A 22716-nucleotide genomic window follows, 5' to 3' on the forward strand; every position below is an offset into this window, starting at 1 on the left:
CTTTGTCTCGGACGCCTTCCTATGGCATAGCGGGTGCCATTATGAATTTCAATGGATTGACTATCGTGGACAAGCAGCTTGTGGAAGCAGCGCGGCGGGAAGTGCGGGAAATATTCCCGGAAACGCCGCTGCAGTTGAATGAACATCTCAGCCGTCGGTATGGCGCGTCGATTTGGCTGAAGCGTGAGGATCTGTCCCCGGTTCGTTCCTACAAGATTAGAGGCGCATTCAATTTTCTTCGCAAGGCGGTGGCCAAGGCCGGCAAGGGCAAGATTTTCGTCTGTGCTTCGGCTGGAAACCACGCCCAGGGTTTTGCTTTCGCCTGCCGCCATTTCGGCGTTCATGGCGTTGTTTTCATGCCGGTGACCACACCGCAGCAGAAGATCGAAAAGACCCGCATCTTCGGCGGCGAGTTCATCTCCATCCGTCTGGTGGGCGATATATTCGACCAGTGTTACGCTGCTGCCCGCCAGCACGTGCAGGACAATGACGGCTACATGGTGCCGCCGTTCGACCATGAGGATATCATCGAGGGCCAGGCGACGGTTGCCGCCGAGATCATGGACCAGCTCCCGGATGGCACTAAGCCTGACATCGTCGTGATGCCTGTCGGCGGTGGCGGTCTTTCGGCTGGCCTGTCCGGATTTTTGGCCGGGACGGTCCGCAAGGAAAACTTCGTGTTCTGCGAGCCGGAAGGCGCACCGAGCCTGAAGAAAAGCCTCGAACGTGGCGAACCGGTGACGCTGAACAAGATCGATAATTTTGTCGATGGCGCCGCCGTCGCCCGCATCGGCGACCTCAACTTCAAGGCGCTGAAGGATTTCCCGGCCGATCAGGTCCAGCTCATCCCGGAAAATGCCATCTGCGTGACGATCATCGAGATGCTGAATCTCGAAGGCGTGGTGCTGGAGCCCGCAGGCGCGCTCTCGATCGCCGCGCTGGAAAAGCTCGGCCGTGAAAAGCTGGAAGGCAAAACGGTCGTCGCCGTGGTTTCCGGCGGCAATTTCGATTTCGAGCGCCTGCCGGATGTGAAGGAGCGCGCCATGCGTTACACGGGCGTGAAGAAATACTTCATCCTGCGCCTGCCGCAGCGTCCCGGTGCGCTTCGCGATTTCCTCAACCTGCTCGGGCCCGATGATGATATCGCCCGTTTCGAATATCTGAAGAAATCGGCCCGCAACTTCGGCTCGATCCTTATCGGCATCGAAACCAGCGCGAAGGAGAACTTCGCCGGCCTGCTGGAGCGCTTCGAAGCGGCCGGTCTCGGTTATGAGGACATCACCGAAAATGACATCCTGTCAAACCTGATCATCTGATCGGAAGAGGCAGGGAAGGGCGGGTGTCATCCGCCCTTCAAACGTGACACGAATTGAGGGAGTGCAAGCCATGGCATCGTTTTTTTCCAAAATCCTCTCGGCCTTCGGCTCCGGCCAGCCGTCTTCCGACGCCCCGCAGAAGACGGCGCAGGCAGAACCGCATGCGCATGGCGACTATCTGATCTATGCGACCCCGATAAAGGAAGGTGGCCAGTTCCGCCTGGCTGGCCGTATTGAAAAAAAGGCCGGTGACGAGGTGCTGGTGCATGAATTCGTGCGGGCCGACGTCTTCACCAGCCTCGATGATGCGGTGGAGTTCACCATCCGCAAGGCGAAGCTGATTATCGATCAGAACGGCTCATCTCTCTTCCCAGGAAAATGATGACGGCTGCATTGAGTGCCTGAACGCTACGGCCTTCAGGGACGGGCAGTATTTCTGTGCTTTGTTATCTGAATCAGGTGCGTGGCCTACGTGGCAAAGAATAACGGCCGGGACAGGGTCCACGGCCGTTACGGAACGGAGCTCGGTCAATACCCGGCGGTCATGCCGGGATTGCCTTTGAATGAATGCCTCAGGCGGCCTGTGCCAGTTCTTCCACCTTGGCTTCGGCAGCCGCTACAGCCTTCTCGACGGCTTCGGGGCCGAAAGCCAGACCCTCGACGTAGATCACTTCCACATCGGTCATGCCCATGAAGCCGAGAACGGTCTTCAGATAGGGAACGGCATGGTTCATCGAAACGGCCGGGCCTTCGGAGTAAACGCCGGCAGCCGCCAGGACGATGTACACCTTCTTGCCAGTGGCGAGACCGACCGGGCCGGTTTCGGTGTATTTGAAGGTCTGGCCAGCGCGGGCGACGTTGTCGATCCACGACTTCAGGCCGGAATAGATGTTGAAGTTGATGAGGCCGGTGCCGATGACGACGGTGTCGGCGGCCAGAAGCTCTGCAACGAGCTTGTCGGAATAATCGGCTGCAACCGCTTCTTCAGCCGTGCGCTGATCGGGTGCCTTGCGGATTGCGGCTGTCTTGACGGTGTCGAGATGTGGGATCGGGTCAGCTGCGAGATCGCGGTGGACAAGGGTGTTGGAAGCCGACTTGGCCTTCAGCTTGCTGGCGAGCTCACCGGCGAACTTGTTCGAAACCGATTCCTCGCCGCGCGGGCTGGAGGTGATGAGAAGAATGTTGGACATGGTCTTTTCCTTGCATATGCGATGAATTGACGGGCGCCTTGGGAGGGCGGGAGAGCACGATGCCCTGCCTTTGCGCTCTATATGAAAAATTACTGCCATCAAGAAAACTGTGATAATGTGGAAGCAATCTATCGATGAAATGGATGGGACATGGACGCGAACCCAACGCTCGATCAATTGCAGGTATTCTTGACGGTTGCCGAGACCGGCAGTTTTTCCGCCGCATCGCGGGCGCTCAATCGTGCCCAGTCGGTGGTCAGTTACACCATCGCCAATCTCGAAGCGCAGCTTGAGGTTACGCTTTTTGAGCGCAACGGTGTGCGCCAGCCGAAGCTGACGGACGAAGGGCGCGCCATGCTGGAGGATGCAAGGCGCATCGTCGCTGGCCTGCAGGAAATGCGTGCCCGTGCCAAGGGGCTGAAACAGGGGCTGGAAGCGGAACTTTCCGTAGCTATCAGCACCATGGTGCCGGCGGAGGCCGTGGTGGCTGTGCTGCGGGATTTTCGCAGGCAATTCCCAACCGTAGCCCTCAGCCTCAATGTTGGCGAGCTGGGCATGGTCATGGACATGGTGCTCTCCCGCAAGGCAGGCATCGGCATTGGTGGGGCGATGCTGCGTCAGGATGATGAGCTCGTCGTCGAAAAGGTGGGCCATTCCTTCATGCTGCCGGTCGTCGCGTCGGATCACCCGCTGGCGCAGATCGAACGCCCGCTGGTTCTCGCCGACGTGCGCGAGGAGGTTCAGCTTGTCGTCACCGATGCCTCCGGCCTGACCAAGGGCCGCGATTTCAATGTTCTCTCCTACAAGACATGGCGGGTCAGCGACATCGCCACCAAATACCAGCTTATCAAGGGCGGTCTCGGCTGGGGCGGTCTGCCCGCATCGATCGTCCGCAACGATCTTACCAATGGCAGCCTCAAGGTGCTCGAACTCGAGGCCTATGAGCAGGGGGAATATCCGCTGTTTGCACTGCGACGGGTGGATTCGCCTGCGGGTCCGGCGGGGCAATGGCTCGCCGAGGCTTTTCAGCAGCGCCTGTCCGCCTGCCCGAATCATAAGGATTTCAACGGTATGCTTGCTGCCAGCAAACAGAGGACCATTGCTGTCGCCGCTGAGTGATATTGGCTAATTATATGTGGACCGGCCGGGCCTGCTTCTTGCCCCGGCTGGGAGAGGAAACGCGCGGCAACCTCGGCGCTATGCCAGCAGAGACCAATTGACGTGGGCGGATCGCCTGCCTATACCTAATCACGGTCTGCAGTTCACCGAGGCATCGCCGTCCCGCATGGGAAGCTAAACCTGCATATTTATGGTTTGACAGCACTTATCCCGTGCCTTGTCGGAAGCCGGCGATCAGCGACACCTTTTCGGAATGGCACTTGAGGGTAAGTCATGCCACGTTCGATCCTTTCCATTGATATCGCCGATCTCTCGACCTTTGCCAAATCCGTGCGCGCGCAGATCGGCAGGCTGGACCGCCAGCCGAGCCATGTGGAGATGCTCAATCTTCTGAGCCGGGCTGCCGGTTTTCGAAATTTCCAGCATCTGCGCGCTGACCGCATCTCTTCCGCCGAAAGCACAACCGCTCAGCCTGAGCTGCTGCCAGCCGTCAATGAGGGCAGGGTGCTGAAGACCGTTCGTGTCTTTGATGCCGCCGGCCGGCTGATGCAATGGCCGGCCCGCCGGTCGCATCAGGAACTGTGCCTCTGGTATCTCTGGGCAAAAATTCCCGCCGGGCAGAGTTTTTCCGAGCGAGAATTCAGCAGCTTTCTGGATAGCCTGCACCTGTTCGGGGATGCGGCAATGCTGAGGCGCGACATGGTTGGCCTGAGACTCATCCGCCGTAACCGTGACGGCAGCGACTATCGGCGTGTCGAACAGAAGCCGCCGCAGGAACTGCCGATGCTGTTACGCACGTTGGCTGGGCGCGACTAGGAAAATACCTCCCGGCGACAGGTCGCCGGGAGGGCACGGTCGTTAAAGAATCAGGCGGAACTTCGCGAAACCTTCCGCGCCGTCGCCGGCATCCTCGATCCTGGCGCCCTTGATGTCGGCTGCGTAATGGCGTCCCTTGGGCCCGGTCTCGAAGACGGCGGTGGTGTTTTCCACCGGTGCAAAGGACCAGTTGGCATCCGCGGACGGGTTGATGGTGCCCTGATCGATGATATAGCGCACGATCACGTCGCGGTTTGTATCGGGCGCGACGAAGATCACCTTGTCGCCGGCGATATCGGGGAATTTGCCGCCGCCGCTTGCACGGTAATTATTGGTGGCAACCACGAATTTCTGTTCGGGATCGATCGGCTTGCCATTGAACTGCAGATTGACGATGCGGTTGCTGTCCGGGTTGACCGCCTTGCCGTCCTTGTCAAATTTCGCCGGTTTGGAAATGTCGATCTGATAAGTCACGCCATCGATCACGTCGAAATTATAGGACGGGAAGTCTGGGTTGAGCAGTGGCGCATCCTTGGCACCGGCCTCAACCGTATTGAACATGCCGGCGGACATTTCCAGCCAGTTCTTCACCTGCGCCCCGTTGATCAGCACTGCCTGCACCGTGTTGGGATAAAGATAGAGATCGGCGACGTTCTTGATGGCGATGTCACCGGCGGGGACATCGGTGTAATAATCCGCGCCGCCACGACCGCCCGATTTGAAGGGGGCCGCTGCCGAAAGCACGGGCAGATCCTTATACTGCCCTTCCTTCAGCATGTCCTTGATGTACCAGGTCTGGGCGTTGGAGACGATCTGCACGGACGGATCGTCTGCCACCAGCGCGAAATAGGAATAGAGCGGCGCGGATGTCTTGCCGACCGGGCGGCGCACATAGGCAAGGGCCGCTTCGTGATCCACCTTGGCTGCGGCGAGAACCTCCGGCTTTTCGGTATAGTCAGCAACGACCTTGCGATTTTCATCGCGATGGTAGATCGGGCGGGCTTCTGAGGTGAAGTCGACGATCTTCCAGCTCTTGCCATCCTTTTCAAGCAGCAGGTCGATAAGGCCCATATGGGAGCCCCAGAAGCCGGCCATGACCGCCGGCTTGCCCATCAGCGTACCCTTGACCGCATCAGCACCCTCGATGCCGTCCCAGGTCTTCGGGCCGGGGAAGACAAGGTGCTGGTGGCCGGTGAAGATCGCATCAATGCCTTCAACGGCTGCGAGATACAGCGATGCGTTTTCCATGCGCTCGGTCTGGCCCTTGCCGTCGATGCCGGAATGGGAAAGGGCGATGATGATATCCGCGCCTTCCTCCTTCATGACAGGCACCCAGGCTTTCGCCGCCTCGACGATGTCACGCGTCTGCGCCTTGCCCTCGAGATTCTTGGAATCCCACATCATGATCTGAGGCGGCACGAAACCAATGATGCCGACCTTGACCGGGCTGGTGACGCCGCCGCCATCGCGGATCTGTTTTTCCAGAATGACATAGGGCTTGAAGAACAGCTCGTCGTTCTTCGGATCGGAAGCCAGCTGCCCCTTGGTGAGGTTGGCTCAGACATAGGGGAAACCGGCGCCCGCCAGCGTGTTCGACATATAGTCGAGACCGTAATTGAATTCGTGGTTGCCGAGCGTGCCGCAATCGTAGCCCAACACGTTCATGGCGTTGATGACAGGGTGCTTGTCGCCGGCCTTCATGCCGCGCTCATAGGCGATGTAGTCGCCGAGCGGGTTGCCCTGCAGGAAGTCGCCGTTATCCACCAGCATCGAGTTCCCGGCTTCGGCGCGGATGGTGTCTATGATCGAGGCAGTGCGCGCCAGACCCATCGTGTCGTTCGGCTTGTCGGCGTAATAATCATAGGGAAAGACGTGAACATGGATATCGGTCGTTTCCATGATGCGCAGATGCGCCTGGTTGGCCGCCGCACGCGCAGCAAAAGGGTGCAACATCACCAGCGCCGAAGTGGCTGCAATGCCACCCAGAAGCGAGCGCCGGGTAATGGGCTGGAGGGCGAGAAGCGACGACATGGGAACTCCTTCGGATGAAGCTTGCTCTGTCTTTAAAGACGACAGGGTAGAAGCAATCGCAGAGGAGTCCATCACCAAAATGACAGGCCCATGACAGATGGGCCGGTTTTCAACCGTTTGATAAATTTTTTGTCAGTGACGTGCGGCGCAGGTTCCGCCGCACTGGAAAATGCGCGTCATTTGTTCCGCGCATTGTAATGCTCCGGATCAGCGGGCCAGTGTCGGTTTCACGTCTTCGTGGAAGAAACGGAAATAGGAAGAGAGCTGCGCCAGCGTGTTGGTGGAAAGCTTGAGCTGCAGACCAAGACGGTTCATGTGTTGCCACTGCACGACGCCCTCGATGAAGCCCAGATCCTCACTCTGCACCTTGACCCGGCTACCCTTGGCGGCAGCGAAAGGCCCGTCCAGCTCGAGCGCCATTCCGGTTGCCGACAGATCGACGACACGTCCTCTGGTCGACTGGCTGAAATAATGCACAGTCGCAAAGATCCTTGTCTTGCTGCGAGGCGCGGTCCGGGTCGCCATATTGAGGTTGTTTGTCATTTTGCTACTCAAATCAATTGTTTCCGATGCATGCAGATTAACCTGTAAAAGTTTGAAACCCGTTTAGCCGTTCGGTTAAAATTCTAGACAATGCTGTGATTATGCTTTGGCGATACGGCATTGGTAACAGTTGTTTCGTGCGGAACGGACGTGGACATAGGCGACGTCTTCGCGCCCCAGAAGTGCCCGCGCCCGCGAGGCGATCTCGCCGGTGGCCGTTACCGCACCCGTGCCATAGACAATACGGTCATCGTCGCCATATCCGCGCACGATATAATCGGGGCTGTCCAGCATCGGCGGAAGGATATCTGTCAGTGGATAACGATCGCAGGCTTCGGCATGCAGGAAGACCGGCCCAGTCTCGGCGTAGGGCTGCAGCGAGGGAAACGGCCGGTAGGCGAGTACGAGCATGGCTTCACCCGCGCCGATCTGGTCGAGGCAGTGGCGACACGGCATGCCGCCGGGAGAAACGGCTGTTTCCGGTCGATTGCCATAGGCATCGGCGGCGCCCGCGCGGAAATCCTCGGCGTCCTTAGCCGGCATTGCGGTGAAAACGATATTGGTCATGGCGGCCTCTTCTGGCTGGGATCGGCGTTGCTTCTTTGCAGCTATGGTCCCGAAACGCGCTGCTATCCACCCGATTCTTGACAGCTGATGCAACCAGCCCATTGCGTGACTCGTTAGGTTCGGGAATCAGTGACGCTCCTCGTTCCCGGAAGGTCTGATTTTATGTTCCGTCGTTTTCTGGCCGCCGTTCCGCTGGCTTTCGTATCGTTGACGGCTCCGATTGATGCCGAGGCGCAGGTCGCCTCCGGTCTCGACGGCCTGTCCGACGATCAGCTCCAGCAGGCGGTCAATTTCGTCATCGGCAACGCGATTTTTTCGCTCTATCACGAGGGCGCGCGCATGCTGATCTCGGATTTCGGCACGGCGGACACGGCAAGTGTGCAGGCCCCGGCCGACCAACTGGCAGGAACGCTGATCCTGCAGGCCAATGAAGAATGGCTTGACACCGCGCTCGTGAACGCCACCGACAGCTGGTATCTCGCACGTGAGGCGGAGACGCTTCCTGAGCACGAAGCCCCTGTCTTCTCCGCGCTGGTGCCCGACAGGAGCCGCGACCGCAACATGGCCTGCCTGATGGTGGGCCGCGACAAGGACGGTTATGGCGACCTCGCCGCCATGATGGGGCTTCCCAATGCCGAATTTGACAAATGCGCCGCGGCCTATCCGGCGGTCGCTTCGGCCTGGGAGAATTTTCTCGCGCCCCACCGTAGTCAGACGCCTTCCAGGTTCTCCGTCAGCTACGTGCCGCCGCGCGATCCGGAACTTGAACCCTATGCCATCATGATCAAGGAATCGAAGGTCCTCGATCTCATCAGCCGCAGCTTTGGCGGTTATGGCCTGAAAGGGGACGTGAAGCTGACGGCCAAGTCCTGCGGTCGCCCCGATGTCTACTGGTCGGCGGAAAAGCGCGAGATCACCTATTGTTATGAACTCGGCAAGTTCCAGGCGGAACTCATTGCCGATCATCTATTGAACACGGTCACCGAAGACAAGGGCGCAGCCGGCGGGCAGATCCCAACTGCCGCGGTTAATCTGGAACGGGAAATCTGAGGCCAGGGTTGCAGTCGCGGATAGCCTGGCCTCCTCATGATGGAGGAGAGTGCCGTGCCGAAGGTTGTCGTTCGCAATTTCGCCATCTCGCTTGACGGATATGGGGCAGGACCAGATCAAAGTCTGCAGAACCCGCTGGGTGTGAAGGGTGAAGAGTTGCACCAATGGGCCTTCAAGACCCGCACCTTTCACCGCATGTTCGGTAAAGACGGCGGCTCGACCGGCACCGACGAGGAATTTTCCGAAAAGAGCTTTGAAAATATCGGAGCATGGATTTTAGGCCGCAACATGTTCGGGCCGGTGCGCGGCGCGTGGCCGGATGAAAACTGGAAAGGCTGGTGGGGCGACGAGCCGCCTTATCATGTTCCAGTCTTCGTCCTGACGCATCACGCGCGACCGTCCTTGACGATGCAGGGCGGTACTGTCTTCCATTTCGTGACCGACGGCATCGAGGCGGCGCTCGACATGGCGCTGGCGGCGGCAAATGGCAGGGATGTCCGCATCGGCGGCGGGGTTTCCACTATCCGGCAATATATGACGGCGCGCCTGATAGATGAGCTGCATCTGGCGCTGGCGCCGGTTTTTCTCGGGCGCGGCGAGCCATTATTCGAAGGCATGGATTGGCCCGCCCTCGGTTACCGCTGCACGGGAGCGGTGGCGGGCGAGGGCGCGACACATCTGATTATCGACAAAGCGTGAGCGCCGCGTCCCATTTTACCATCCCTCCCGTGAACGACACGGGATGATAAGGCGCGTAAACCGCTACCCCTCAATTGCGTAGCGATATCTCCAAGAGCTCCGTATCGGCCAACGGCTCCACCCAGGCCTCATAGGTGCCCACGGGCGAAAAGCCCATCATCTGGTAGAGCTGCAAGGCGCGCGGATGGTCGAGCGTGTTGGTCGTCACCGTCACCCGCTGCGGATTGTCCTGCCAGGCGGCGTAAAGCGCCTGCAACAGGAACCACTTGCCGACACCAGCGCCGATCGCTTCTTCGAGCAGCCCGAAATAGGAAAGCTCTGTCACCTCGTCGCTTGTCTTGTTCAGCTCGAAGAAACCGGCGGGCGCACCGTTCATATAAAGAACCGTAACGCTGTTTTTCGGATCGCGTAGGATGGCTGAAAGTTCAGCATCGCTCATGCGCATGCGCTTTTGCCAATGCCATCGCTTTCCAACCCGCCAGTACAGATAGCGGTAAAAATGCAGGGGAATATTGTTGACCCGCATCAGCGCCGTCTGGATGTTGACGGGGATCGGCAGGCTGACCTTCGGCGGTGCCGTCATTTCGAGCTGCGTCACGTGCGCCTTCAATGGGCCGTGCGACAGCGTGGGGATCGCATCCGCCGGACCGGTAACCACCGGCGTGTCCTGTAATCCGCCCCATTCCGACCATGAGCCGTCATAGAGAGAATTGTCCTGATGACCGAGCGATTCCAGCGCCAGGGTAATGACGGCCGCCGTCACACCCGAACCGCAGCTCGTCACGACGGGCTTCGTAAGATCGATGCCGGCATCGGTCACCATTTTGCGGATTGCCGTAAGGTCCTTGAAGTGGCCGTTTTCGGAAAAGGCTGTCGCCGGCAGGCTGCGTGCACCGGGCATATGGCCCGAACGCATGCCCGCACGCGGCTCGGCCTCCTCGCCGGTAAAGCGGCCGGCACCGCGGGCATCTGCAATCTGCTTTTCGCCGCTGTCGACAATACCGCGCATGGTGCCAAGCGAGGTCACACGTTTTTCGTTGAAATCGGGTGTGAAGATTGTGGGCTCAATTTCCGGCGCGCCGGTTTCCAGCGGCCGGCCTTCGCGCTTCCAGCCGTCCAGTCCGCCATCCAGCACATAGGCCTTGCGCACGCCCATTACCCGCAGCATCCACCAGACGCGGGGTGCGGAAAAGAAGCCCGGACCATCATAGACCACGATCGTATCGGTCTCGCTGAGGCCGAGCGCGCCGGCCTGTTCCGCGAAAAATTCAGGCGAGGGCAGGGAGTGCGGCAGGCCGGTCGTGTGATCGGCGATTTTATCCTGATCGAAGAACACGGCGCCAGGAAGGTGACCTGCCGCATATTCTTCTGCGCCGTTGCGCTTATGCGCCGGCAGATACCAGGAGGCATCGACGATGCGAAACCCGGGCGTGCCGAGCTGTTTCTCAACCCAGTCCGCCGAAACGACGAAACGGCTCTTATCCGTGCTCACGATGTCTCTCCCGATCTCAGGCAACAGCTTCAGGCGCGCCGAAACGAATGCGGAACCGCCTGTTCTCCTTGCCCTTCTTTTCTATCTTGGCAATGTGAATATCGCCTACTTCCTGCGTTTCGGATACATGGGTGCCGCCGCAGGGCTGGCTGTCTATGCTGGAATTTTCGCCGATGCAGACGAGGCTGACCCGACCGAGCCCCATTGGCGGGCGCACGTTCTTGGATTTGACGATGCCGGGATTGGCCTGAAGCTCCTCGTCCGTGATCCATTGCAGGAAAACGGGATGATTGGCTCTCACCAGTTCCATCAGCCTGGCGGTTACGTCGTCTTTGTCAATGGTCTCCGACATGTCGAAATCGACACGCGACTCGTCCTCACCAACGGCTGCTCCCGTGATCGGCCATTGGCAGACGACGGAGAGCAGATGGCAGGCCGTGTGCATGCGCATCAACTTGTAACGACGCGGCCAGTCCACATGCAGCGTCAGCTTTTCCCCGACTTCAGGAGACGGCTGATCCTCAAGCGGGACATGGATGATGACGCTCTTGTCGGTGCCATGCTTTGTAATGCCGAGCGCGATGCGCGAACCATCAGCGCGCTCGAGAAAGCCGGTATCGCCAGGCTGGCCGCCCGAGGTGGCATAAAAACAGGTCTGGTCGAACTCGATGCCGCCGTCCTCATGCACCGCCGTGACGATCGCTTCTGCGGTGGAAAGATAAAAATCGTCACGGAACAGGGCATTCACAGGCATTTCGGCATGTCCTCAAACGGTTTCGTACGGAACCGAAATATCGGTTTTCGTCGCCAGCCACAGCGGAACAGGAAGGCCCTTGGACCGCAGGAACTCTGGATTGAAGAGCTTCGACTGATAACGATTGCCGTAGTCGCAAAGTATCGTCACGATTGTATGCCCCGGACCAAGCTCACGGGCAAGCCGGATTGCGCCGGCGATATTGATGCCGGTGGAGCCGCCGAGGCACAGGCCTTCCTTCGTTACCAGATCGAAAAGGATGGGCAACGCTTCCGCATCCGGAATGCGATAGGAGAAATCCGGTGTGAAACCCTCGAGATTGGCGGTGATGCGCCCTTGCCCGATGCCTTCCGTGATGGAGGTGCCTTCCGATTTCAGGACGCCATTCTTATAGAATTCGTAGAGGGCCGCTCCCTCGGGATCGGCAAGGCCGATTTTGATGTCGGGATTGAAATCGCGAAGGCCGTCCGCCACACCCGCCAGCGTTCCGCCGGAGCCGACCGCGCAGATGAAACCGTCGACCTTGCCATCCGTCTGGTCCCATATTTCGGGAGCAGTGGTCTCGATATGAGCCTGTCTGTTGGCGATATTGTCGAACTGGTTAGCCCAGATCGCGCCGTTCTCATCCGTCGCCGCAAGCTGTCTCGCTAGCCGGCCGGAGACTTTCACGTAATTGTTCGGGTTGGAGTAGGGAGCTGCCGGGACTTCGACCAGCTTTGCGCCGAGAAGCTTCAGCGCGTCCTTCTTTTCCTGGCTCTGCGTTTCGGGAATGACGATGACCGTCCTGTAACCGAGCGCATTGGCGACCAGCGAAAGGCCGATGCCGGTATTGCCCGCCGTGCCTTCCACGATGGTGCCGCCCCGGCGCAATTGTCCGCGCCTTTCGGCGTCGCGGATGATGTAGAGCGCGGCGCGATCCTTTACGGACTGGCCAGGATTGAGGAATTCCGCCTTGCCGAGGATTTCGCACCCCGTCGCTTCAGAAGCAGCTTTCAGACGGATGAGCGGCGTATTGCCGATGGCACTGAGCGCAGAGGGGTGAATGGTCATGATTGAGCCTTCTTGTCTGAGCGGAAATTAGGTGCCGTTATGTCCCGTTACAACCGCTTCAAGGCAAGAAATTATCTTCCCGGCTTCGGCTTCGCCACGCAAAATTTTGCCGATACCCAGTTTTATGTCTTCTTCTTCACTCTGGCATAGGCAGCAAGTGCTCTCTCCCGCGCCCTGCCATGGTCGACAATGGGGTTCGGGTAGGTTTCCCCGAGCGTGATGCCCGCTTTGGTCAGCACCTCTTTCGGGGCCTCGAATGGTTTATGAATATATTTGCGTTCTAGCCTTGCGAGCTCCGGTACGAAACGGCGGACATAATCGCCGTCCCCATCGAATTTTTCGCCTTGCAGGATAGGGTTGAAGATGCGGAAAAATGGCGAGGCATCCGCTCCCGAACCCGCCACCCACTGCCAGTTGGCGGCATTGGAGGCCGGATCGGCGTCCACGAGCGTATCGCGGAACCATTTCTCACCCTTGCGCCAATCGATCAGCAGATGCTTGATGAGGAAGGACGCCACGATCATGCGGACGCGGTTATGCATCGTGCCGTGGCGCCATAGTTGCCGCATCCCGGCATCCACGATCGGATAGCCGGTCATGCCGCGCGTCCAGGCCGTGAAGGATTTGTCATCGTCCCGCCAGTTGAAGGCGTCGAAACTGTCGTTCCAGTTCTTTTCGTCCAGCTCGGGAAAATGAAACAGGAGGTGATAGCAGAATTCCCGCCAGACGATTTCCTTGCGAAAACGGCTGATATCGTTTGAGGCGATGTGGCGGGAAAGTCCCTTCGTCGCATGCCAGACGGTGGCGGGTGAGATTTCTCCTAATGCGAGGTGCGGTGAAAGCCGGGAAGTCGCGTCCTTCGCCGGCAGGTCACGGCCCTCTTCATAACCTTTCAGTGCGCCGTCAATGAAATCGGAGAGCTTCTCCCGGGCCCCGTCTTCGCCAGGCGTCCAGATATCGCTAAACTCCCTTGCCCAGTCAGGCCTTTTGGGCAGCAGCTGCCATTCGTCGAGCGTTTCCGATCTTGGCCAGTTCCTGGGCGCGTTGAGTCTGTCTGGCGCATCCGCAGGCGCGTGGGGCTCTTCGCCGCCCTCCAGAGCGCGCCAGAACGGTGTATAGACCCGGTAGGGACCACCGGATTTGGTCTGCAGCTTCGATGGCTCATGCAGCAGATGCCCGGAAAAGCTTCGTACCGTCAGGCCTTTATCCCGGAGCGCGCGTTTTAGGGTCTTGTCGGTCGAAATACCTTCAGGATCATAGCGGCGGTTCCAGAATACGGTGTCTGCGCCGGTTTCCGCGATCAGCCTGCGCAAAACCTCCTCGGCGTCGCCGCTGGCAAGCACGAGGCGGCTGCCTGTTTTCTTGAGCGCGGCATGAAGCGCAGTGAGCGAGTGGTGAAGCCACCATTTCTGCGCACGCCCCAGCGCGCCGCAACATTTTTCCCTGATATAGACGGGGATGACGGGACCTTTATGGTCGGCCGCCGCAAGCAAAGCGAGGTTGTCCGAAAGGCGCAGATCCTTGCGGAACCACACGATGACGGGAGAGGCTTTTGTCTGCATGGGAGGGCCCGGTTCACTTCCGTTTGAACGAGTGTTGAAACGCTTTGTTCCGCAAATCGGCTAGAATGGAAAGATGGGGCACATGGTTTCTCGAGGGTTATTTTTTCGCTCTTGAAACCGCAGGTGAAGGGAACCAACTGGAGGAGCCGGCGTTTGTCGCGGGTTAATAGAGCATGGAAGTGCAATCAATGTTGCTGAATGACGTTAAGTGGGAAAAGCCCGTTACCATCTCCCTTGAAAACGGTGCCCCTCGAATTTTCACAGGCGTTTACGAAGCCTTCGATTTTCTCCAACATGAGTGGCCCGAGCGGGGAGACAAGGCGCACGAACAGGCGCTTCGCCTGTGCCGCGCCTCGCTCATGGGCGATGTGGGGGGAGAGATAGCCCGCACGGCCTTCGTCGCCGCCAGCCGGCAGGCGCGTTGCCTCGTTGAGGAGCCGGAAAAAATCGCATCCTGAGCCGATTTTGGAACTGACGTGTGAAAGGCCACCCGCCCAAAACGGGTGGCCTTTTTTGTTGTGTGGCAGGAAACGGGTTGTTTCGAATGCGGGATATGGCATCGTGCAGGCGTAAAGGCGAATGAGTGACGGTGATGGGCAGCCACTACGGCTATATTGTTTTTCCAACGGCGCTTGGCCATTGCGGCCTCGCATGGGCGGGGCGAGGTATCGTGCGTCTGCAATTGCCGGGAGCGGACGCCGGCGAAACGGAAAAGCTCCTTCAGAAGCGCCTGCCGTCCGCCTCCATCGCCGTTCCCGAGACGCGGACACGTGAGGTGATTGCGATGATCACCCGTTATTTCGGCGGTGAGGCAATCGATTTTAAGGCCGTGGACCTTGATCTCGCCGGGCAGGAACGATTTTTTCTCGACGTCTATGCCGTCGCGCGACAGGTCGGCTGGGGCAACACGACGACGTATGGCGGCATCGTGAAGACACTCGGTCTTGGCATGGAGAGAGCACGCGACGTCGGCCAGGCAATGGCGAAAAATCCGGTGCCGCTGATCATTCCGTGTCACCGGGTCCTTGCCGCAGGTGGCAGGCTTGGCGGCTTCTCCGCACCGGGCGGAACCACTACCAAATTGCGGATGCTGGACCTTGAAAATGCCGGCCGTAGCCGTGCGGATGATGCGCAGGGCAGCCTGTTCTGAAGCAATGACAGATCAGCCCGCATGAATAGGCGTCTGATTTCTGCCCATTTCTCGTCAAATTGTCGCTAAATTGTCACAATACACGAACGCCCGCTAACATAAGGGCGAGACGTTTGAGAGTATCCGCGTTAATTCTATCCGTTGCCTTGTCTTTTACAGTCGTGGCACCGGCCTCGGCTGGCATGCTGAACCAGGCTGAGAAATACACCGGGCTGCATGAGTCCAAGAACAACAAGAGCCTCAAGAACATTCTTGGGGCAAATCCGAGAAGTACGCCGTGGTGCGGCCTTTTCCTGCATGCCGTAGCCAGCAAGGCCGGCCGGCAATCACCCAAATCCTACGGATTTGCGAAATCCTGGAGTTCCTTCGGTTATGCCGTCCCGGTTGGCCAGGCAAAGCCCGGTGATGTCGTCGTCATCCGCAACGGCCGGGGATATCATGCTGGTATTCTAAAGAGCATGAGCGGCAAGACCGCACAAATCCTGGGCGGCAACCAATCGGGCAGGGTGCAGGTCTCGAATTTTAACCGCAAGGCCATCGTTTCGGTTCGGCGATAAATTCCCTGCATTTCCTTGATAAAGGCGGGCCTCGACCCGCCTTTTCCTTTTAAGGCTGTTCTCTCGTGCCTGGCGCCGCCTCGCGCTGGTCGTCGTCCTCCAGATCGGTGGCGACAATGAAAGCATCCTCGTGCTGCCTTGCAGCCTGCCGGCGTGCACGCAGGTTCATGCTCTCGTCCGGATAAATCTCGCCTTCCTTGTCTTTCAACTCGCTGTCTGTCTCGAAACGCGCAACGTCGTCGTCTTCAATATCAAGCGGTTCGGTTTTCGGCTTCTGCGGGGTGTTCATGAAGCGATCTCCTGCTGGTTTCTGCAGGCCAAACGCTCGGCAGCCGATGCCGGTTCCCTTTCTCGCCAAAATGCTCATTCGTCGCAGGTCGATGCGGAACTAACTCTGGCTTTTTTTGTTTTTTCAATGGCACAATTGAAGCTGGTGCAACGCAAAGAGGGAGGTCCGTTATGAGCCACGACCGCGAAGCCGCAATCCGTGAAAAAGCGCGCGCAATATGGGAGAGGGAAGGAAGACCCGACGGGCATCATGAAAGACACTGGATCGAGGCGGAACGGGAAATCTCCGCGGAGGCGGAACCGGCAAAACCCAAAAGCGGAAATGGCGTGAAGAAGTCCGCTTCCACCACCGCGTCAGCGGAGAAGGGGCCTGCAAAAAAGTCGCCCACGAAAAAAGCCAATTCGACAAAGGCAAAATCTCCTGCGGTAAAATCGCTGGAGAAAGAGCAGAAATCCACGGACAAGAACAAGGAAGACGATTTGACCGAAAGCCTTGAGGAGAGTTTTCCGGCCAGCGATCCACCGGCATTGACCAACGCCACGAAGGCAACAAAACGGGCGGTCAAGAAAAGCTGATGGCTTGACGGCCGCACAGCAGGAAGTCACGAAAACTTCCAGTTCACGCTGGGCGAATTGCAGCTGCACTTCGCTCGGCTGACACGCTTTTGAGAAAAATGGCTCCCCGGGCCGGATTCGAACCGGCGACCTGTCGATTAACAGTCGAATGCTCTACCGCTGAGCTACCAGGGAACGTGCGCTGCTTGGCGCGGTGTGAGCGGGGTAATACAAATGCTTTTCCGATTTGCCAAGCGCTTTTTTCAAAAAAAAACGCATTCCTCTTGTTTTATCCCTCCGGAGTCCCGATTTTCCGGGCTTATCGACGCTGAAAAAATTATCCACAGGCCAGATGCTGAAGGGCGGATTGGAATGAAATTCGGAATCGACCACAGAACGGGTCGTCTCAGTCTCGGAAAATGGAGCCTTGCCATGCCACGTTCGCGCGTCGGCAGGATCGCAACGGGTTCGGCGCTGGTCGTGGGCGGGACGCTGGGCTTTTTGCCCATTCTGGGTTTCTGGATGGTTCCCGTCGGCCTCGTCGTGCTTTCCCACGACCTGCCGGCTGTTCGTCGCCAACGGCGAAGGCTGGTGATCTGGTGGGCATCGCGGCGGAACCGGCGGGAGCCCCGCGACCGACAGTAGTCCTCCTACGCCCCGATGGAGCTGCTGATGCCCTGGCCTGCCCAGAAGGCGGCATAGGCGAGTGCAGCGAAATAAATCGTCGTCAGCCCCAGAAAGAGGTAACCGCCCAGCACCGTGACGCCGTCCCGCTGGATCATGCCCGCTGAGAAAAGCAGGATCGCAATGCCCGGCAGGGTGTTGGAAAAGGGAATGAAGCCGAGCGGCATCATCAGAAGCACGCCCGCCGTCATCAGGGCGAGGCCATTTATCCTGTTGGCGATGACGCCCGTCGTCAGTGCCGGAATGCGTGGACGGATAAAGCGGTCCAGTCTCGATACGATCGCCACACCCTTCTGCAGCGCCGGGACCAGCTTTGCCGTTTCCATCTGCCGGTCAAGAATTTTCGCCGGCAGCCATGGCAGGCGGTTCAGCGTGATCGCGAGACTGACGAGAATGATTGCGGCGCCGAAAACGGTGCTGACTCCGGGAATGGAAACCGGGATCAGAAAGGGCAGGGAGGCTATGGCGCAGATGAGCAGCAGGCCCTGTTCACCGATCGCTTCCATCAATTCGCGCAATGTGATCGTCTGGCCCTGCAGTTTTCCTATCAGCTTTTCAAGCGTGGTGCTGAGCTTTTCAGACGTATCAGTGAATGCGAATTCGTTCGACATGCCGCTTCCCGGTAGTTGTTCAACTCCGGGATTGATACCATTCCTCCGGCCCGATGCCTATCACAGATGGAAACGGGCCTCTTCACATTTGGTCATGCCGTCCGAAAGATCTAATGCGAAACCCAGTTGCTATAGGCACCTGCAAGAAGAACCACCAGCAGAATGACAAGTATGACCGGATTGATTGATGTAACGAAGTTGACATAGTCCATGATAACTTCCTCCTCTTCCCGCCACCTCTTATTCTACAGCAAAAAGGCGAGTTCATCTACCTAGAGATGAAATTTCGCATCGCAGCAACCAGTCTCCGGTATGGATTGGAATCGTGGGACTTTTTCATTTTCCGCGATGCAAAAATAAATCTTCCAACATTTGCCATTCTCTTGAGTTGTCTCTAATCCTGCTTCGTGACGGGTTTCCGGACCCGCCGCCTGCCGTTGATTGACCGGGTGAAATTCCGCCTGTGTCTTGCCTCCGTCTGCCTCCTGACCATTCTTCCCCGGGGACATGAAAATGCTGAAAAACATCTATGCCTGGACGATGGCGCTCGCCGCGCGCAAAACCGCCGTGTGGTGGCTGGCAATCGTGGCTTTCGTGGAAAGCTCCGTTTTCGTTGTTCCCGCCGATGTGCTTTTTTTGCCCATGGTATTGGCGAAGCCGAAAAAAGCGATGTTTTACGCGCTCGTGGCCACGGTCGCCTCGGTTCTGGGCGGCATAGCGGGCTGGTTCCTCGGTCATTATGCGTTTGAGAGCATTGCCCGGCCGATTCTTGAATTTTACGGCAAGCTCGACAGCTTCGAGCATCTGAAGAACTCGGTGGATTATGAAACCATCGTTCTTCTGCTGGTGACATCTGGCCTCGCGCACCTGCCGCCAATCAAGGTGGTTACCATTCTGTCGGGCGCGGCCAATATCAGCCTTGGCCTGTTCATTCTGTCGGCGGTCGTCACGCGGGGCGCACGCTTTTTCATCCTTGCCGGTTTGCTGCAGAGATACGGTGAATCGGTCCGCCATTTCATCGAAAAACGCCTCGGCGCCATCACGGCCGCCGCGGCGGCGGCACTTATCGCCATCTACGCGGTTTACGTTTTCGTGCGTTGATCGAAAGCAATTTTTCTACTCTTATAATACTGTCGCATAACTTTCAGCCTACTGTCAGAATCCACCTGTATCGGTTCCCCTGTCCAATCAGGGAACCGTTTTATTATGCGAAGATTTTGGAAGTGCTCCTTTGGGGGCATGGGCCTCGTCGTGCTTGCGGCAGGCGGATATCTCTATGCCATTCAACTCCTCGGCAACTTCCACGAGGTGATGGCCGGGCAGCTTTATCGCTCCAACCAGCCGAGCAGCGAGCAACTTGTTCGCTACACCAAGGATCACGGAATAAGGACTGTGATCAATCTGCGCGGGTCAAATGAATCCCAGGCGTGGTACCGGGATGAGGTCGAGACCTCGCGCAAACTCGGATTGAATCATATTGATTTTGGCATGTCCGCGAGCCAGGAGCTCAACATGAGCCAGGTAAACGAGCTGGTCGCGATCATGCGCGACGCGCCGAAACCGATTCTCATTCATTGCAAGGCGGGTGCGGACAGGACGGGCCTCGCGACCGCGCTTTATCTCAGTCGCGTCGCGCGTCTTGGAGAAAAGGAAGCAGAAAGTCAGCTCTCGGTTCGCTATGGCCACATCGGCATTCCCTATCTCTCGCAAACCTATGCCATGGACCGGACCTGGGAAAATGTGGAGGATATGCCGATCACTGACGACTTTGCCATCGCTTCCAATGAATATTGAGCAAGGCTTCGACCGGTCGGGAAGTAACTGATAACGCCCCGTTTCTGAAGCGCCATTGGCTGTAATGCTTCTGTGAATTGTCCACCCGCGCTTCGGCTCTCTGTCGGCAGGGGAAGCTTTTATCGGAGCGTGGAATCTGTGCGACTTGACCGCGTCATGGGTATCGGAGACCAGCTGTGGATAAGGCGATTTCTAATCGCGCTCCATGTCCGGCGTCCACCCGCGCGTATATCCTTTTCCCATGATGGCGACAGCAAGGGACAGCTGCTCCTGCAAATGCTCGATTTCGCCGAGTAGCGCCTCGACGGCCGCCCTTGCATCACCGTCATGACACTGGATGACGTATCCCGCTATGTCGTCAGGCCGTATGGGAGTGATCTTTTTAGCGTCGGACATGGTAGGTGACCTCTCTTTTGTTCACTAAATGTTCTAATTTTAGCAGAGAGTCAACACGGCAATGCACATCGTCGTTTGACGGAGGGCGACGGCATATCGCGCCCGCTTTTTTTGTAGAATTTGTCGGTGAGCACCTAAGCAAAATGGGCCGGTGAGCCTGGGGTCCTACAGGAGCTTTAACCCAACCCAATCGCGGCGTCGCCCGATGGGTTAATGGACCGAAGGATCCTCGCTATCCAGAAAGCTGCGAATCCCGTCTTTTTCGCAAGTAGCCAGGAATTCTTCCCATGCGTCTTTATCGGTTGCGAAAGGTTCGTCCCAGGTGGTGACATCGTCGTGCTCGCTGATAACCTCCAGGGTCCAGTCTTGCTGGGTGCCCGCGGGCCGGTAGATGTCAACAAGGACAGTGATACCCTCGTCTTCAAACTCGCCTGAAAATTCCGAGTGTTCTATTTTCGGTTTTTTTGCCATCTCAGCACACTTCGTTTTCAAGGCTTGAATAAATGCACACCCGAACGGGATGTTTGAAACTTGCGCAAAACGCTCGCTACTGGAGCGCTAAAACAAATATAGCCAGCTCTGGGGGAACTGGCTATCTATCTGATTTAATGGTCGGAGCGGCGGGATTCGAACCCACGACCCCTTGACCCCCAGTCAAGTGCGCTACCGGGCTGCGCTACGCTCCGAACCTGAAAGCCGTTTATATAGAAGCCTGTTAGGGCGCAAGCGGAAAATGGCCTTTTCTAAAAAAAACGAACAAAGGATGTGGACTGCGGGAATGGGATCAATGGAGCACCGCGTTTTGCCAGCTGCGTGGCTGTCAAACACCTGACACATCATCTTTTCATCATGGCCGGAACCTGCCGCGATCTTTAACGTTCATTCGCAGCGGAATTGAAACTCAGGGAGACAAACAATGTCCGAACTTGTCGTTGTCGGTTTTGACGGAACGGAAGAGGCCGACCGGGTCCTTCTGAAGCTTGCGAGCCTGAAGAAGGAGTATTTGGTCGATCTGGAAGATGCCGTTGTCGTGGTTCGCGATGAAAATGGCAAGGTTCATCTGAAGCAGAGCGTCAACCTGACAGCGATCGGCGCAAGTTCCGGATTTCTGTCCGGTGGCCTGTGGGGCGGCCTCGTTGGCCTCCTGTTCCTCAACCCGCTGGCGGGATTTGCGATCGGCGGTGCCATCGGCGCGGGAACGGGCGCGCTTGCGGGCTCGCTGACGGATTACGGCATCGATGACGATTTCATCAAATCCCTGGGCGAGACCATTCCAAACGGGTCGTCGGCTCTTTTCGTATTGATCCGAAAGGTGCAGCCGGAAAAGGTTCTGGCGGAACTGGAAGGGCTGCGCGGCAGGGTTATCAAAACATCACTCTCGCCGGAGCAGGAAGCCGAACTACAGAAAGCACTTTCGGGCGGGAGCCATCAGCCCGCTACACCGGTTGCCTGAAACGGATAAAAGCAACGCTGCGGCATCATCGATGTCGCAGCGCTTCTGCGTCAGCCATTGCTGTCAAACGGTGAGTGTGCCGTCCTTAGCCTGCGGCCAGGTGAGATAATAATAACGGCTGCCGACACTGCCAAAAAACGCGTTGTCGCCGGAAATGCCATCGATATAAGCCCCGTTGGCGCCCTTTGCATAGGCCGCTCCATCGCGTTTCAGATGATCCTTCAGGAAGTCGCTCCAGCCCGCCGTTGCGATCGCTGTGGCGGGTTTCGAGGCGGTCTTGGGGTCGTCTGTCACATCCCACGCTTTGATCTTTACGCCGTCCGCCGGGTCGGACACCGTCAGCGTGCCGGCAGCCAATGCTTCCAGCATCGACTTGGCCTGCGCCGCCTTGGCGGGATCCCCGGACAGTTCTTCGAGCGTCGCTTTCAGATCCTTCATGAAGTCCGCCTGGGTGATGTCCCCGGAAGCGGCCGTCTTGTCCGTATCACCGCTCTCCGCCTCATTGCCCGAGGTTCGTGCATATTGCGCCAGAAGCTGCGTCAGCCGCGTATTGCTGGAAGAGGTGGAGGTGGTGGTGTCGATGCCATAGGAATTGAGGAGCGTCGTCCGTGATGATGTGGAAGTCGCGGCGGAGTTGTCTTCCTGTTCCCTGATGGCCTTGAGGGCCAGTTTGGTGGCGGTGAGACGTGTGGAAAGGTCGATGGAGGAGACCATTGCGCGGGATGTCCATGATCGGACCAGATACGCATCATCCGTACCGGGCCGGCGCGGCGTGAATCTGCGATTCCCGCCATTTGTCCTCTTTCATAAGAAGACCGGGTGCGTTCCGGCCGTTTTTTAGCTGGAACGCACCCGGTTTAATGGTCGGACTTTGCGCGACGCTTGCGGCTCAGTTTTCCTGAACGGAAACACCATTCGGGCCGATATTCATCTCGATCCCCTTGGGCTTGCTTTCTTCATGCCAGACGTAAATGCCAAGGCCTGCGATGACGACAATCAGCGCGCCGATGATGAAATAGAGATTATTGGTCTGCGTCAT

At 57.9% G+C, this 22716-nt stretch carries 27 protein-coding genes, 2 tRNA genes and 1 pseudogene; 14 read left to right on the forward strand and 16 right to left on the reverse strand.

The features are described 5' to 3' along the window. The first annotated feature begins 41 nt into the window (after positions 1 to 41). Together ilvA and EYD00_RS04285 are read left to right on the forward strand one after the other, a co-directional pair. Positions 42 to 1316, forward strand: a complete 1275-nt coding sequence (gene ilvA / locus EYD00_RS04280; protein ID WP_004441216.1) for a threonine ammonia-lyase — start codon at positions 42 to 44, stop codon at positions 1314 to 1316. Between the two features lie 70 nt (positions 1317 to 1386). Continuing rightward, positions 1387 to 1698 carry an HlyU family transcriptional regulator gene (locus tag EYD00_RS04285; RefSeq protein WP_004441218.1) on the forward strand — a complete coding sequence of 104 codons (312 nt, stop codon included), beginning with the start codon at positions 1387 to 1389 and terminating at the stop codon, positions 1696 to 1698. A gap of 190 nt (positions 1699 to 1888) precedes the next feature. Here EYD00_RS04285 and EYD00_RS04290 read toward each other — a convergent pair whose 3' ends face one another. Then, positions 1889 to 2506 carry an FMN-dependent NADH-azoreductase gene (locus tag EYD00_RS04290; protein ID WP_004441220.1) on the reverse strand — a complete coding sequence of 206 codons (618 nt, stop codon included), beginning with the start codon at positions 2504 to 2506 and terminating at the stop codon, positions 1889 to 1891. A gap of 150 nt (positions 2507 to 2656) precedes the next feature. Here EYD00_RS04290 and EYD00_RS04295 point away from each other — a divergent pair, with 150 nt between their 5' ends. Further along, on the forward strand, positions 2657 to 3625 hold the full coding sequence (locus EYD00_RS04295; protein WP_004441221.1) for a LysR family transcriptional regulator: 969 nt from the start codon (positions 2657 to 2659) through the stop codon (positions 3623 to 3625). Positions 3626 to 3898: 273 nt separating this feature from the next. Beyond that, positions 3899 to 4441: a DUF2087 domain-containing protein gene (locus EYD00_RS04300; protein ID WP_034495776.1), complete on the forward strand. Its 543-nt coding sequence runs from the start codon at positions 3899 to 3901 to the stop codon at positions 4439 to 4441. A gap of 42 nt (positions 4442 to 4483) precedes the next feature. Here EYD00_RS04300 and EYD00_RS04305 read toward each other — a convergent pair. The 3 genes and pseudogenes from EYD00_RS04305 to EYD00_RS04315 all read right to left on the reverse strand — a co-directional run bounded on the left by EYD00_RS04305 (position 4484) and on the right by EYD00_RS04315 (position 7582). Beyond that, a pseudogene (locus EYD00_RS04305) lies at positions 4484 to 6472 on the reverse strand (bifunctional 2',3'-cyclic-nucleotide 2'-phosphodiesterase/3'-nucleotidase). A gap of 207 nt (positions 6473 to 6679) precedes the next feature. Then, positions 6680 to 7015 carry a PilZ domain-containing protein gene (locus EYD00_RS04310; RefSeq protein ID WP_004441225.1) on the reverse strand — a complete coding sequence of 112 codons (336 nt, stop codon included), beginning with the start codon at positions 7013 to 7015 and terminating at the stop codon, positions 6680 to 6682. Between the two features lie 99 nt (positions 7016 to 7114). Continuing rightward, entirely contained in the window at positions 7115 to 7582 is a 468-nt protein-coding gene (locus tag EYD00_RS04315; RefSeq protein WP_004441226.1) for a DUF1203 domain-containing protein, read from the reverse strand. 162 nt (positions 7583 to 7744) lie between these two features. Between EYD00_RS04315 and EYD00_RS04320 the strand changes: the two genes are divergently transcribed. Together EYD00_RS04320 and EYD00_RS04325 are read left to right on the forward strand one after the other, a co-directional pair. Then, positions 7745 to 8632 (forward strand): DUF4344 domain-containing metallopeptidase, encoded by an 888-nt coding sequence (locus tag EYD00_RS04320; protein WP_004441227.1) that lies wholly within the window; start codon positions 7745 to 7747, stop codon positions 8630 to 8632. A gap of 54 nt (positions 8633 to 8686) precedes the next feature. Beyond that, the gene (locus EYD00_RS04325; RefSeq protein WP_004441228.1) at positions 8687 to 9331 is read left to right on the forward strand and encodes a dihydrofolate reductase family protein; all 645 of its coding nucleotides are present in this window, start codon (positions 8687 to 8689) and stop codon (positions 9329 to 9331) included. A 70-nt stretch (positions 9332 to 9401) separates the two neighbouring features. Here the strand turns inward: EYD00_RS04325 and sseA are convergent, their stop codons facing one another. The 4 genes from sseA to EYD00_RS04345 all read right to left on the reverse strand — a co-directional run bounded on the left by sseA (position 9402) and on the right by EYD00_RS04345 (position 14189). Beyond that, the gene (sseA, locus tag EYD00_RS04330; RefSeq protein ID WP_004441229.1) at positions 9402 to 10823 is read right to left on the reverse strand and encodes a 3-mercaptopyruvate sulfurtransferase; all 1422 of its coding nucleotides are present in this window, start codon (positions 10821 to 10823) and stop codon (positions 9402 to 9404) included. A gap of 16 nt (positions 10824 to 10839) precedes the next feature. Beyond that, positions 10840 to 11577, reverse strand: a complete 738-nt coding sequence (locus EYD00_RS04335) for an alanyl-tRNA editing protein (protein WP_004441230.1) — start codon at positions 11575 to 11577, stop codon at positions 10840 to 10842. 12 nt (positions 11578 to 11589) lie between these two features. Next, positions 11590 to 12627 carry a cysteine synthase A gene (locus EYD00_RS04340; RefSeq protein WP_004441231.1) on the reverse strand — a complete coding sequence of 346 codons (1038 nt, stop codon included), beginning with the start codon at positions 12625 to 12627 and terminating at the stop codon, positions 11590 to 11592. A gap of 122 nt (positions 12628 to 12749) precedes the next feature. Continuing rightward, the gene (locus EYD00_RS04345; protein ID WP_034495773.1) at positions 12750 to 14189 is read right to left on the reverse strand and encodes a cryptochrome/photolyase family protein; all 1440 of its coding nucleotides are present in this window, start codon (positions 14187 to 14189) and stop codon (positions 12750 to 12752) included. A 188-nt stretch (positions 14190 to 14377) separates the two neighbouring features. Between EYD00_RS04345 and EYD00_RS04350 the strand changes: the two genes are divergently transcribed. The 3 genes from EYD00_RS04350 (at position 14378) to EYD00_RS04360 (ending at position 15896) form a co-directional block, all read left to right on the forward strand. Further along, on the forward strand, positions 14378 to 14647 hold the full coding sequence (locus tag EYD00_RS04350) for a DUF982 domain-containing protein (RefSeq protein WP_004441235.1): 270 nt from the start codon (positions 14378 to 14380) through the stop codon (positions 14645 to 14647). A 134-nt stretch (positions 14648 to 14781) separates the two neighbouring features. Continuing rightward, positions 14782 to 15339 carry a methylated-DNA--[protein]-cysteine S-methyltransferase gene (locus tag EYD00_RS04355; RefSeq protein WP_004441238.1) on the forward strand — a complete coding sequence of 186 codons (558 nt, stop codon included), beginning with the start codon at positions 14782 to 14784 and terminating at the stop codon, positions 15337 to 15339. Between the two features lie 113 nt (positions 15340 to 15452). After that, the gene (locus EYD00_RS04360; RefSeq protein WP_004441240.1) at positions 15453 to 15896 is read left to right on the forward strand and encodes a TIGR02594 family protein; all 444 of its coding nucleotides are present in this window, start codon (positions 15453 to 15455) and stop codon (positions 15894 to 15896) included. A gap of 49 nt (positions 15897 to 15945) precedes the next feature. Here EYD00_RS04360 and EYD00_RS04365 read toward each other — a convergent pair whose 3' ends face one another. After that, the gene (locus EYD00_RS04365) at positions 15946 to 16185 is read right to left on the reverse strand and encodes a hypothetical protein (protein ID WP_004441242.1); all 240 of its coding nucleotides are present in this window, start codon (positions 16183 to 16185) and stop codon (positions 15946 to 15948) included. A 170-nt stretch (positions 16186 to 16355) separates the two neighbouring features. Here EYD00_RS04365 and EYD00_RS04370 point away from each other — a divergent pair, with 170 nt between their 5' ends. Continuing rightward, a complete protein-coding gene (locus EYD00_RS04370; RefSeq protein WP_004441244.1) occupies positions 16356 to 16760 on the forward strand; it encodes a DUF2934 domain-containing protein in 405 nt (134 codons plus the stop codon). Between the two features lie 99 nt (positions 16761 to 16859). Here the strand turns inward: EYD00_RS04370 and EYD00_RS04375 are convergent. Beyond that, positions 16860 to 16934: transfer RNA gene (locus EYD00_RS04375), tRNA-Asn, on the reverse strand. Between the two features lie 177 nt (positions 16935 to 17111). Between EYD00_RS04375 and EYD00_RS04385 the strand changes: the two genes are divergently transcribed. Beyond that, positions 17112 to 17384: a hypothetical protein gene (locus EYD00_RS04385; protein ID WP_004441246.1), complete on the forward strand. Its 273-nt coding sequence runs from the start codon at positions 17112 to 17114 to the stop codon at positions 17382 to 17384. Positions 17385 to 17389: 5 nt separating this feature from the next. Here the strand turns inward: EYD00_RS04385 and EYD00_RS04390 are convergent, their stop codons facing one another. Further along, positions 17390 to 18034, reverse strand: a complete 645-nt coding sequence (locus tag EYD00_RS04390; RefSeq protein WP_004441247.1) for an exopolysaccharide biosynthesis protein — start codon at positions 18032 to 18034, stop codon at positions 17390 to 17392. Positions 18035 to 18547: 513 nt separating this feature from the next. Here EYD00_RS04390 and EYD00_RS04395 point away from each other — a divergent pair. After that, positions 18548 to 19135, forward strand: a complete 588-nt coding sequence (locus tag EYD00_RS04395; RefSeq protein WP_004441250.1) for a YqaA family protein — start codon at positions 18548 to 18550, stop codon at positions 19133 to 19135. 138 nt (positions 19136 to 19273) lie between these two features. Then, complete coding sequence (locus EYD00_RS04400; protein ID WP_006697968.1) at positions 19274 to 19828, forward strand: dual specificity protein phosphatase family protein; 555 nt, start codon at positions 19274 to 19276, stop codon at positions 19826 to 19828. Between the two features lie 192 nt (positions 19829 to 20020). Here the strand turns inward: EYD00_RS04400 and EYD00_RS04405 are convergent, their stop codons facing one another. The 3 genes from EYD00_RS04405 to EYD00_RS04415 all read right to left on the reverse strand — a co-directional run bounded on the left by EYD00_RS04405 (position 20021) and on the right by EYD00_RS04415 (position 20910). Then, complete coding sequence (locus EYD00_RS04405) at positions 20021 to 20224, reverse strand: hypothetical protein (RefSeq protein WP_004441254.1); 204 nt, start codon at positions 20222 to 20224, stop codon at positions 20021 to 20023. Between the two features lie 210 nt (positions 20225 to 20434). Further along, on the reverse strand, positions 20435 to 20695 hold the full coding sequence (locus EYD00_RS04410) for a hypothetical protein (protein ID WP_004441257.1): 261 nt from the start codon (positions 20693 to 20695) through the stop codon (positions 20435 to 20437). Between the two features lie 138 nt (positions 20696 to 20833). After that, positions 20834 to 20910 (reverse strand) — tRNA-Pro (locus EYD00_RS04415). Between the two features lie 230 nt (positions 20911 to 21140). Here EYD00_RS04415 and EYD00_RS04420 point away from each other — a divergent pair. Then, positions 21141 to 21677 (forward strand): DUF1269 domain-containing protein, encoded by a 537-nt coding sequence (locus EYD00_RS04420; RefSeq protein WP_004441259.1) that lies wholly within the window; start codon positions 21141 to 21143, stop codon positions 21675 to 21677. Positions 21678 to 21740: 63 nt separating this feature from the next. Here the strand turns inward: EYD00_RS04420 and EYD00_RS04425 are convergent, their stop codons facing one another. Together EYD00_RS04425 and EYD00_RS04430 are read right to left on the reverse strand one after the other, a co-directional pair. Continuing rightward, positions 21741 to 22391 (reverse strand): hypothetical protein, encoded by a 651-nt coding sequence (locus EYD00_RS04425; protein WP_004441261.1) that lies wholly within the window; start codon positions 22389 to 22391, stop codon positions 21741 to 21743. A 175-nt stretch (positions 22392 to 22566) separates the two neighbouring features. Continuing rightward, positions 22567 to 22716, reverse strand: coding sequence for a hypothetical protein (locus EYD00_RS04430; RefSeq protein WP_004441264.1), 150 nt, complete (start codon positions 22714 to 22716; stop codon positions 22567 to 22569).

The sequence above is a fragment of the Agrobacterium sp. 33MFTa1.1 genome (assembly GCF_004328495.1).
Taxonomy (GTDB): Bacteria; Pseudomonadota; Alphaproteobacteria; order Rhizobiales; family Rhizobiaceae; genus Agrobacterium; species Agrobacterium pusense.

Coding starts and splice junctions, on each gene's coding strand:
- ilvA (WP_004441216.1), top strand. CDS start 42: ATGAATTTCAATGGATTGACTATCGTGGACAAGCAGCTTGTGGAAGCA.
- EYD00_RS04285 (WP_004441218.1), top strand. CDS start 1,387: ATGGCATCGTTTTTTTCCAAAATCCTCTCGGCCTTCGGCTCCGGCCAG.
- EYD00_RS04290 (WP_004441220.1), bottom strand. CDS start 2,506: ATGTCCAACATTCTTCTCATCACCTCCAGCCCGCGCGGCGAGGAATCG.
- EYD00_RS04295 (WP_004441221.1), top strand. CDS start 2,657: ATGGACGCGAACCCAACGCTCGATCAATTGCAGGTATTCTTGACGGTT.
- EYD00_RS04300 (WP_034495776.1), top strand. CDS start 3,899: ATGCCACGTTCGATCCTTTCCATTGATATCGCCGATCTCTCGACCTTT.
- EYD00_RS04310 (WP_004441225.1), bottom strand. CDS start 7,015: ATGACAAACAACCTCAATATGGCGACCCGGACCGCGCCTCGCAGCAAG.
- EYD00_RS04315 (WP_004441226.1), bottom strand. CDS start 7,582: ATGACCAATATCGTTTTCACCGCAATGCCGGCTAAGGACGCCGAGGAT.
- EYD00_RS04320 (WP_004441227.1), top strand. CDS start 7,745: ATGTTCCGTCGTTTTCTGGCCGCCGTTCCGCTGGCTTTCGTATCGTTG.
- EYD00_RS04335 (WP_004441230.1), bottom strand. CDS start 11,577: ATGCCTGTGAATGCCCTGTTCCGTGACGATTTTTATCTTTCCACCGCA.
- EYD00_RS04340 (WP_004441231.1), bottom strand. CDS start 12,627: ATGACCATTCACCCCTCTGCGCTCAGTGCCATCGGCAATACGCCGCTC.
- EYD00_RS04345 (WP_034495773.1), bottom strand. CDS start 14,189: ATGCAGACAAAAGCCTCTCCCGTCATCGTGTGGTTCCGCAAGGATCTG.
- EYD00_RS04350 (WP_004441235.1), top strand. CDS start 14,378: ATGTTGCTGAATGACGTTAAGTGGGAAAAGCCCGTTACCATCTCCCTT.
- EYD00_RS04355 (WP_004441238.1), top strand. CDS start 14,782: ATGGGCAGCCACTACGGCTATATTGTTTTTCCAACGGCGCTTGGCCAT.
- EYD00_RS04365 (WP_004441242.1), bottom strand. CDS start 16,185: ATGAACACCCCGCAGAAGCCGAAAACCGAACCGCTTGATATTGAAGAC.
- EYD00_RS04370 (WP_004441244.1), top strand. CDS start 16,356: ATGAGCCACGACCGCGAAGCCGCAATCCGTGAAAAAGCGCGCGCAATA.
- EYD00_RS04385 (WP_004441246.1), top strand. CDS start 17,112: ATGAAATTCGGAATCGACCACAGAACGGGTCGTCTCAGTCTCGGAAAA.
- EYD00_RS04390 (WP_004441247.1), bottom strand. CDS start 18,034: ATGTCGAACGAATTCGCATTCACTGATACGTCTGAAAAGCTCAGCACC.
- EYD00_RS04395 (WP_004441250.1), top strand. CDS start 18,548: ATGCTGAAAAACATCTATGCCTGGACGATGGCGCTCGCCGCGCGCAAA.
- EYD00_RS04400 (WP_006697968.1), top strand. CDS start 19,274: ATGGGCCTCGTCGTGCTTGCGGCAGGCGGATATCTCTATGCCATTCAA.
- EYD00_RS04405 (WP_004441254.1), bottom strand. CDS start 20,224: ATGTCCGACGCTAAAAAGATCACTCCCATACGGCCTGACGACATAGCG.
- EYD00_RS04410 (WP_004441257.1), bottom strand. CDS start 20,695: ATGGCAAAAAAACCGAAAATAGAACACTCGGAATTTTCAGGCGAGTTT.
- EYD00_RS04420 (WP_004441259.1), top strand. CDS start 21,141: ATGTCCGAACTTGTCGTTGTCGGTTTTGACGGAACGGAAGAGGCCGAC.
- EYD00_RS04425 (WP_004441261.1), bottom strand. CDS start 22,391: ATGGTCTCCTCCATCGACCTTTCCACACGTCTCACCGCCACCAAACTG.
- EYD00_RS04430 (WP_004441264.1), bottom strand. CDS start 22,716: ATGACGCAGACCAATAATCTCTATTTCATCATCGGCGCGCTGATTGTC.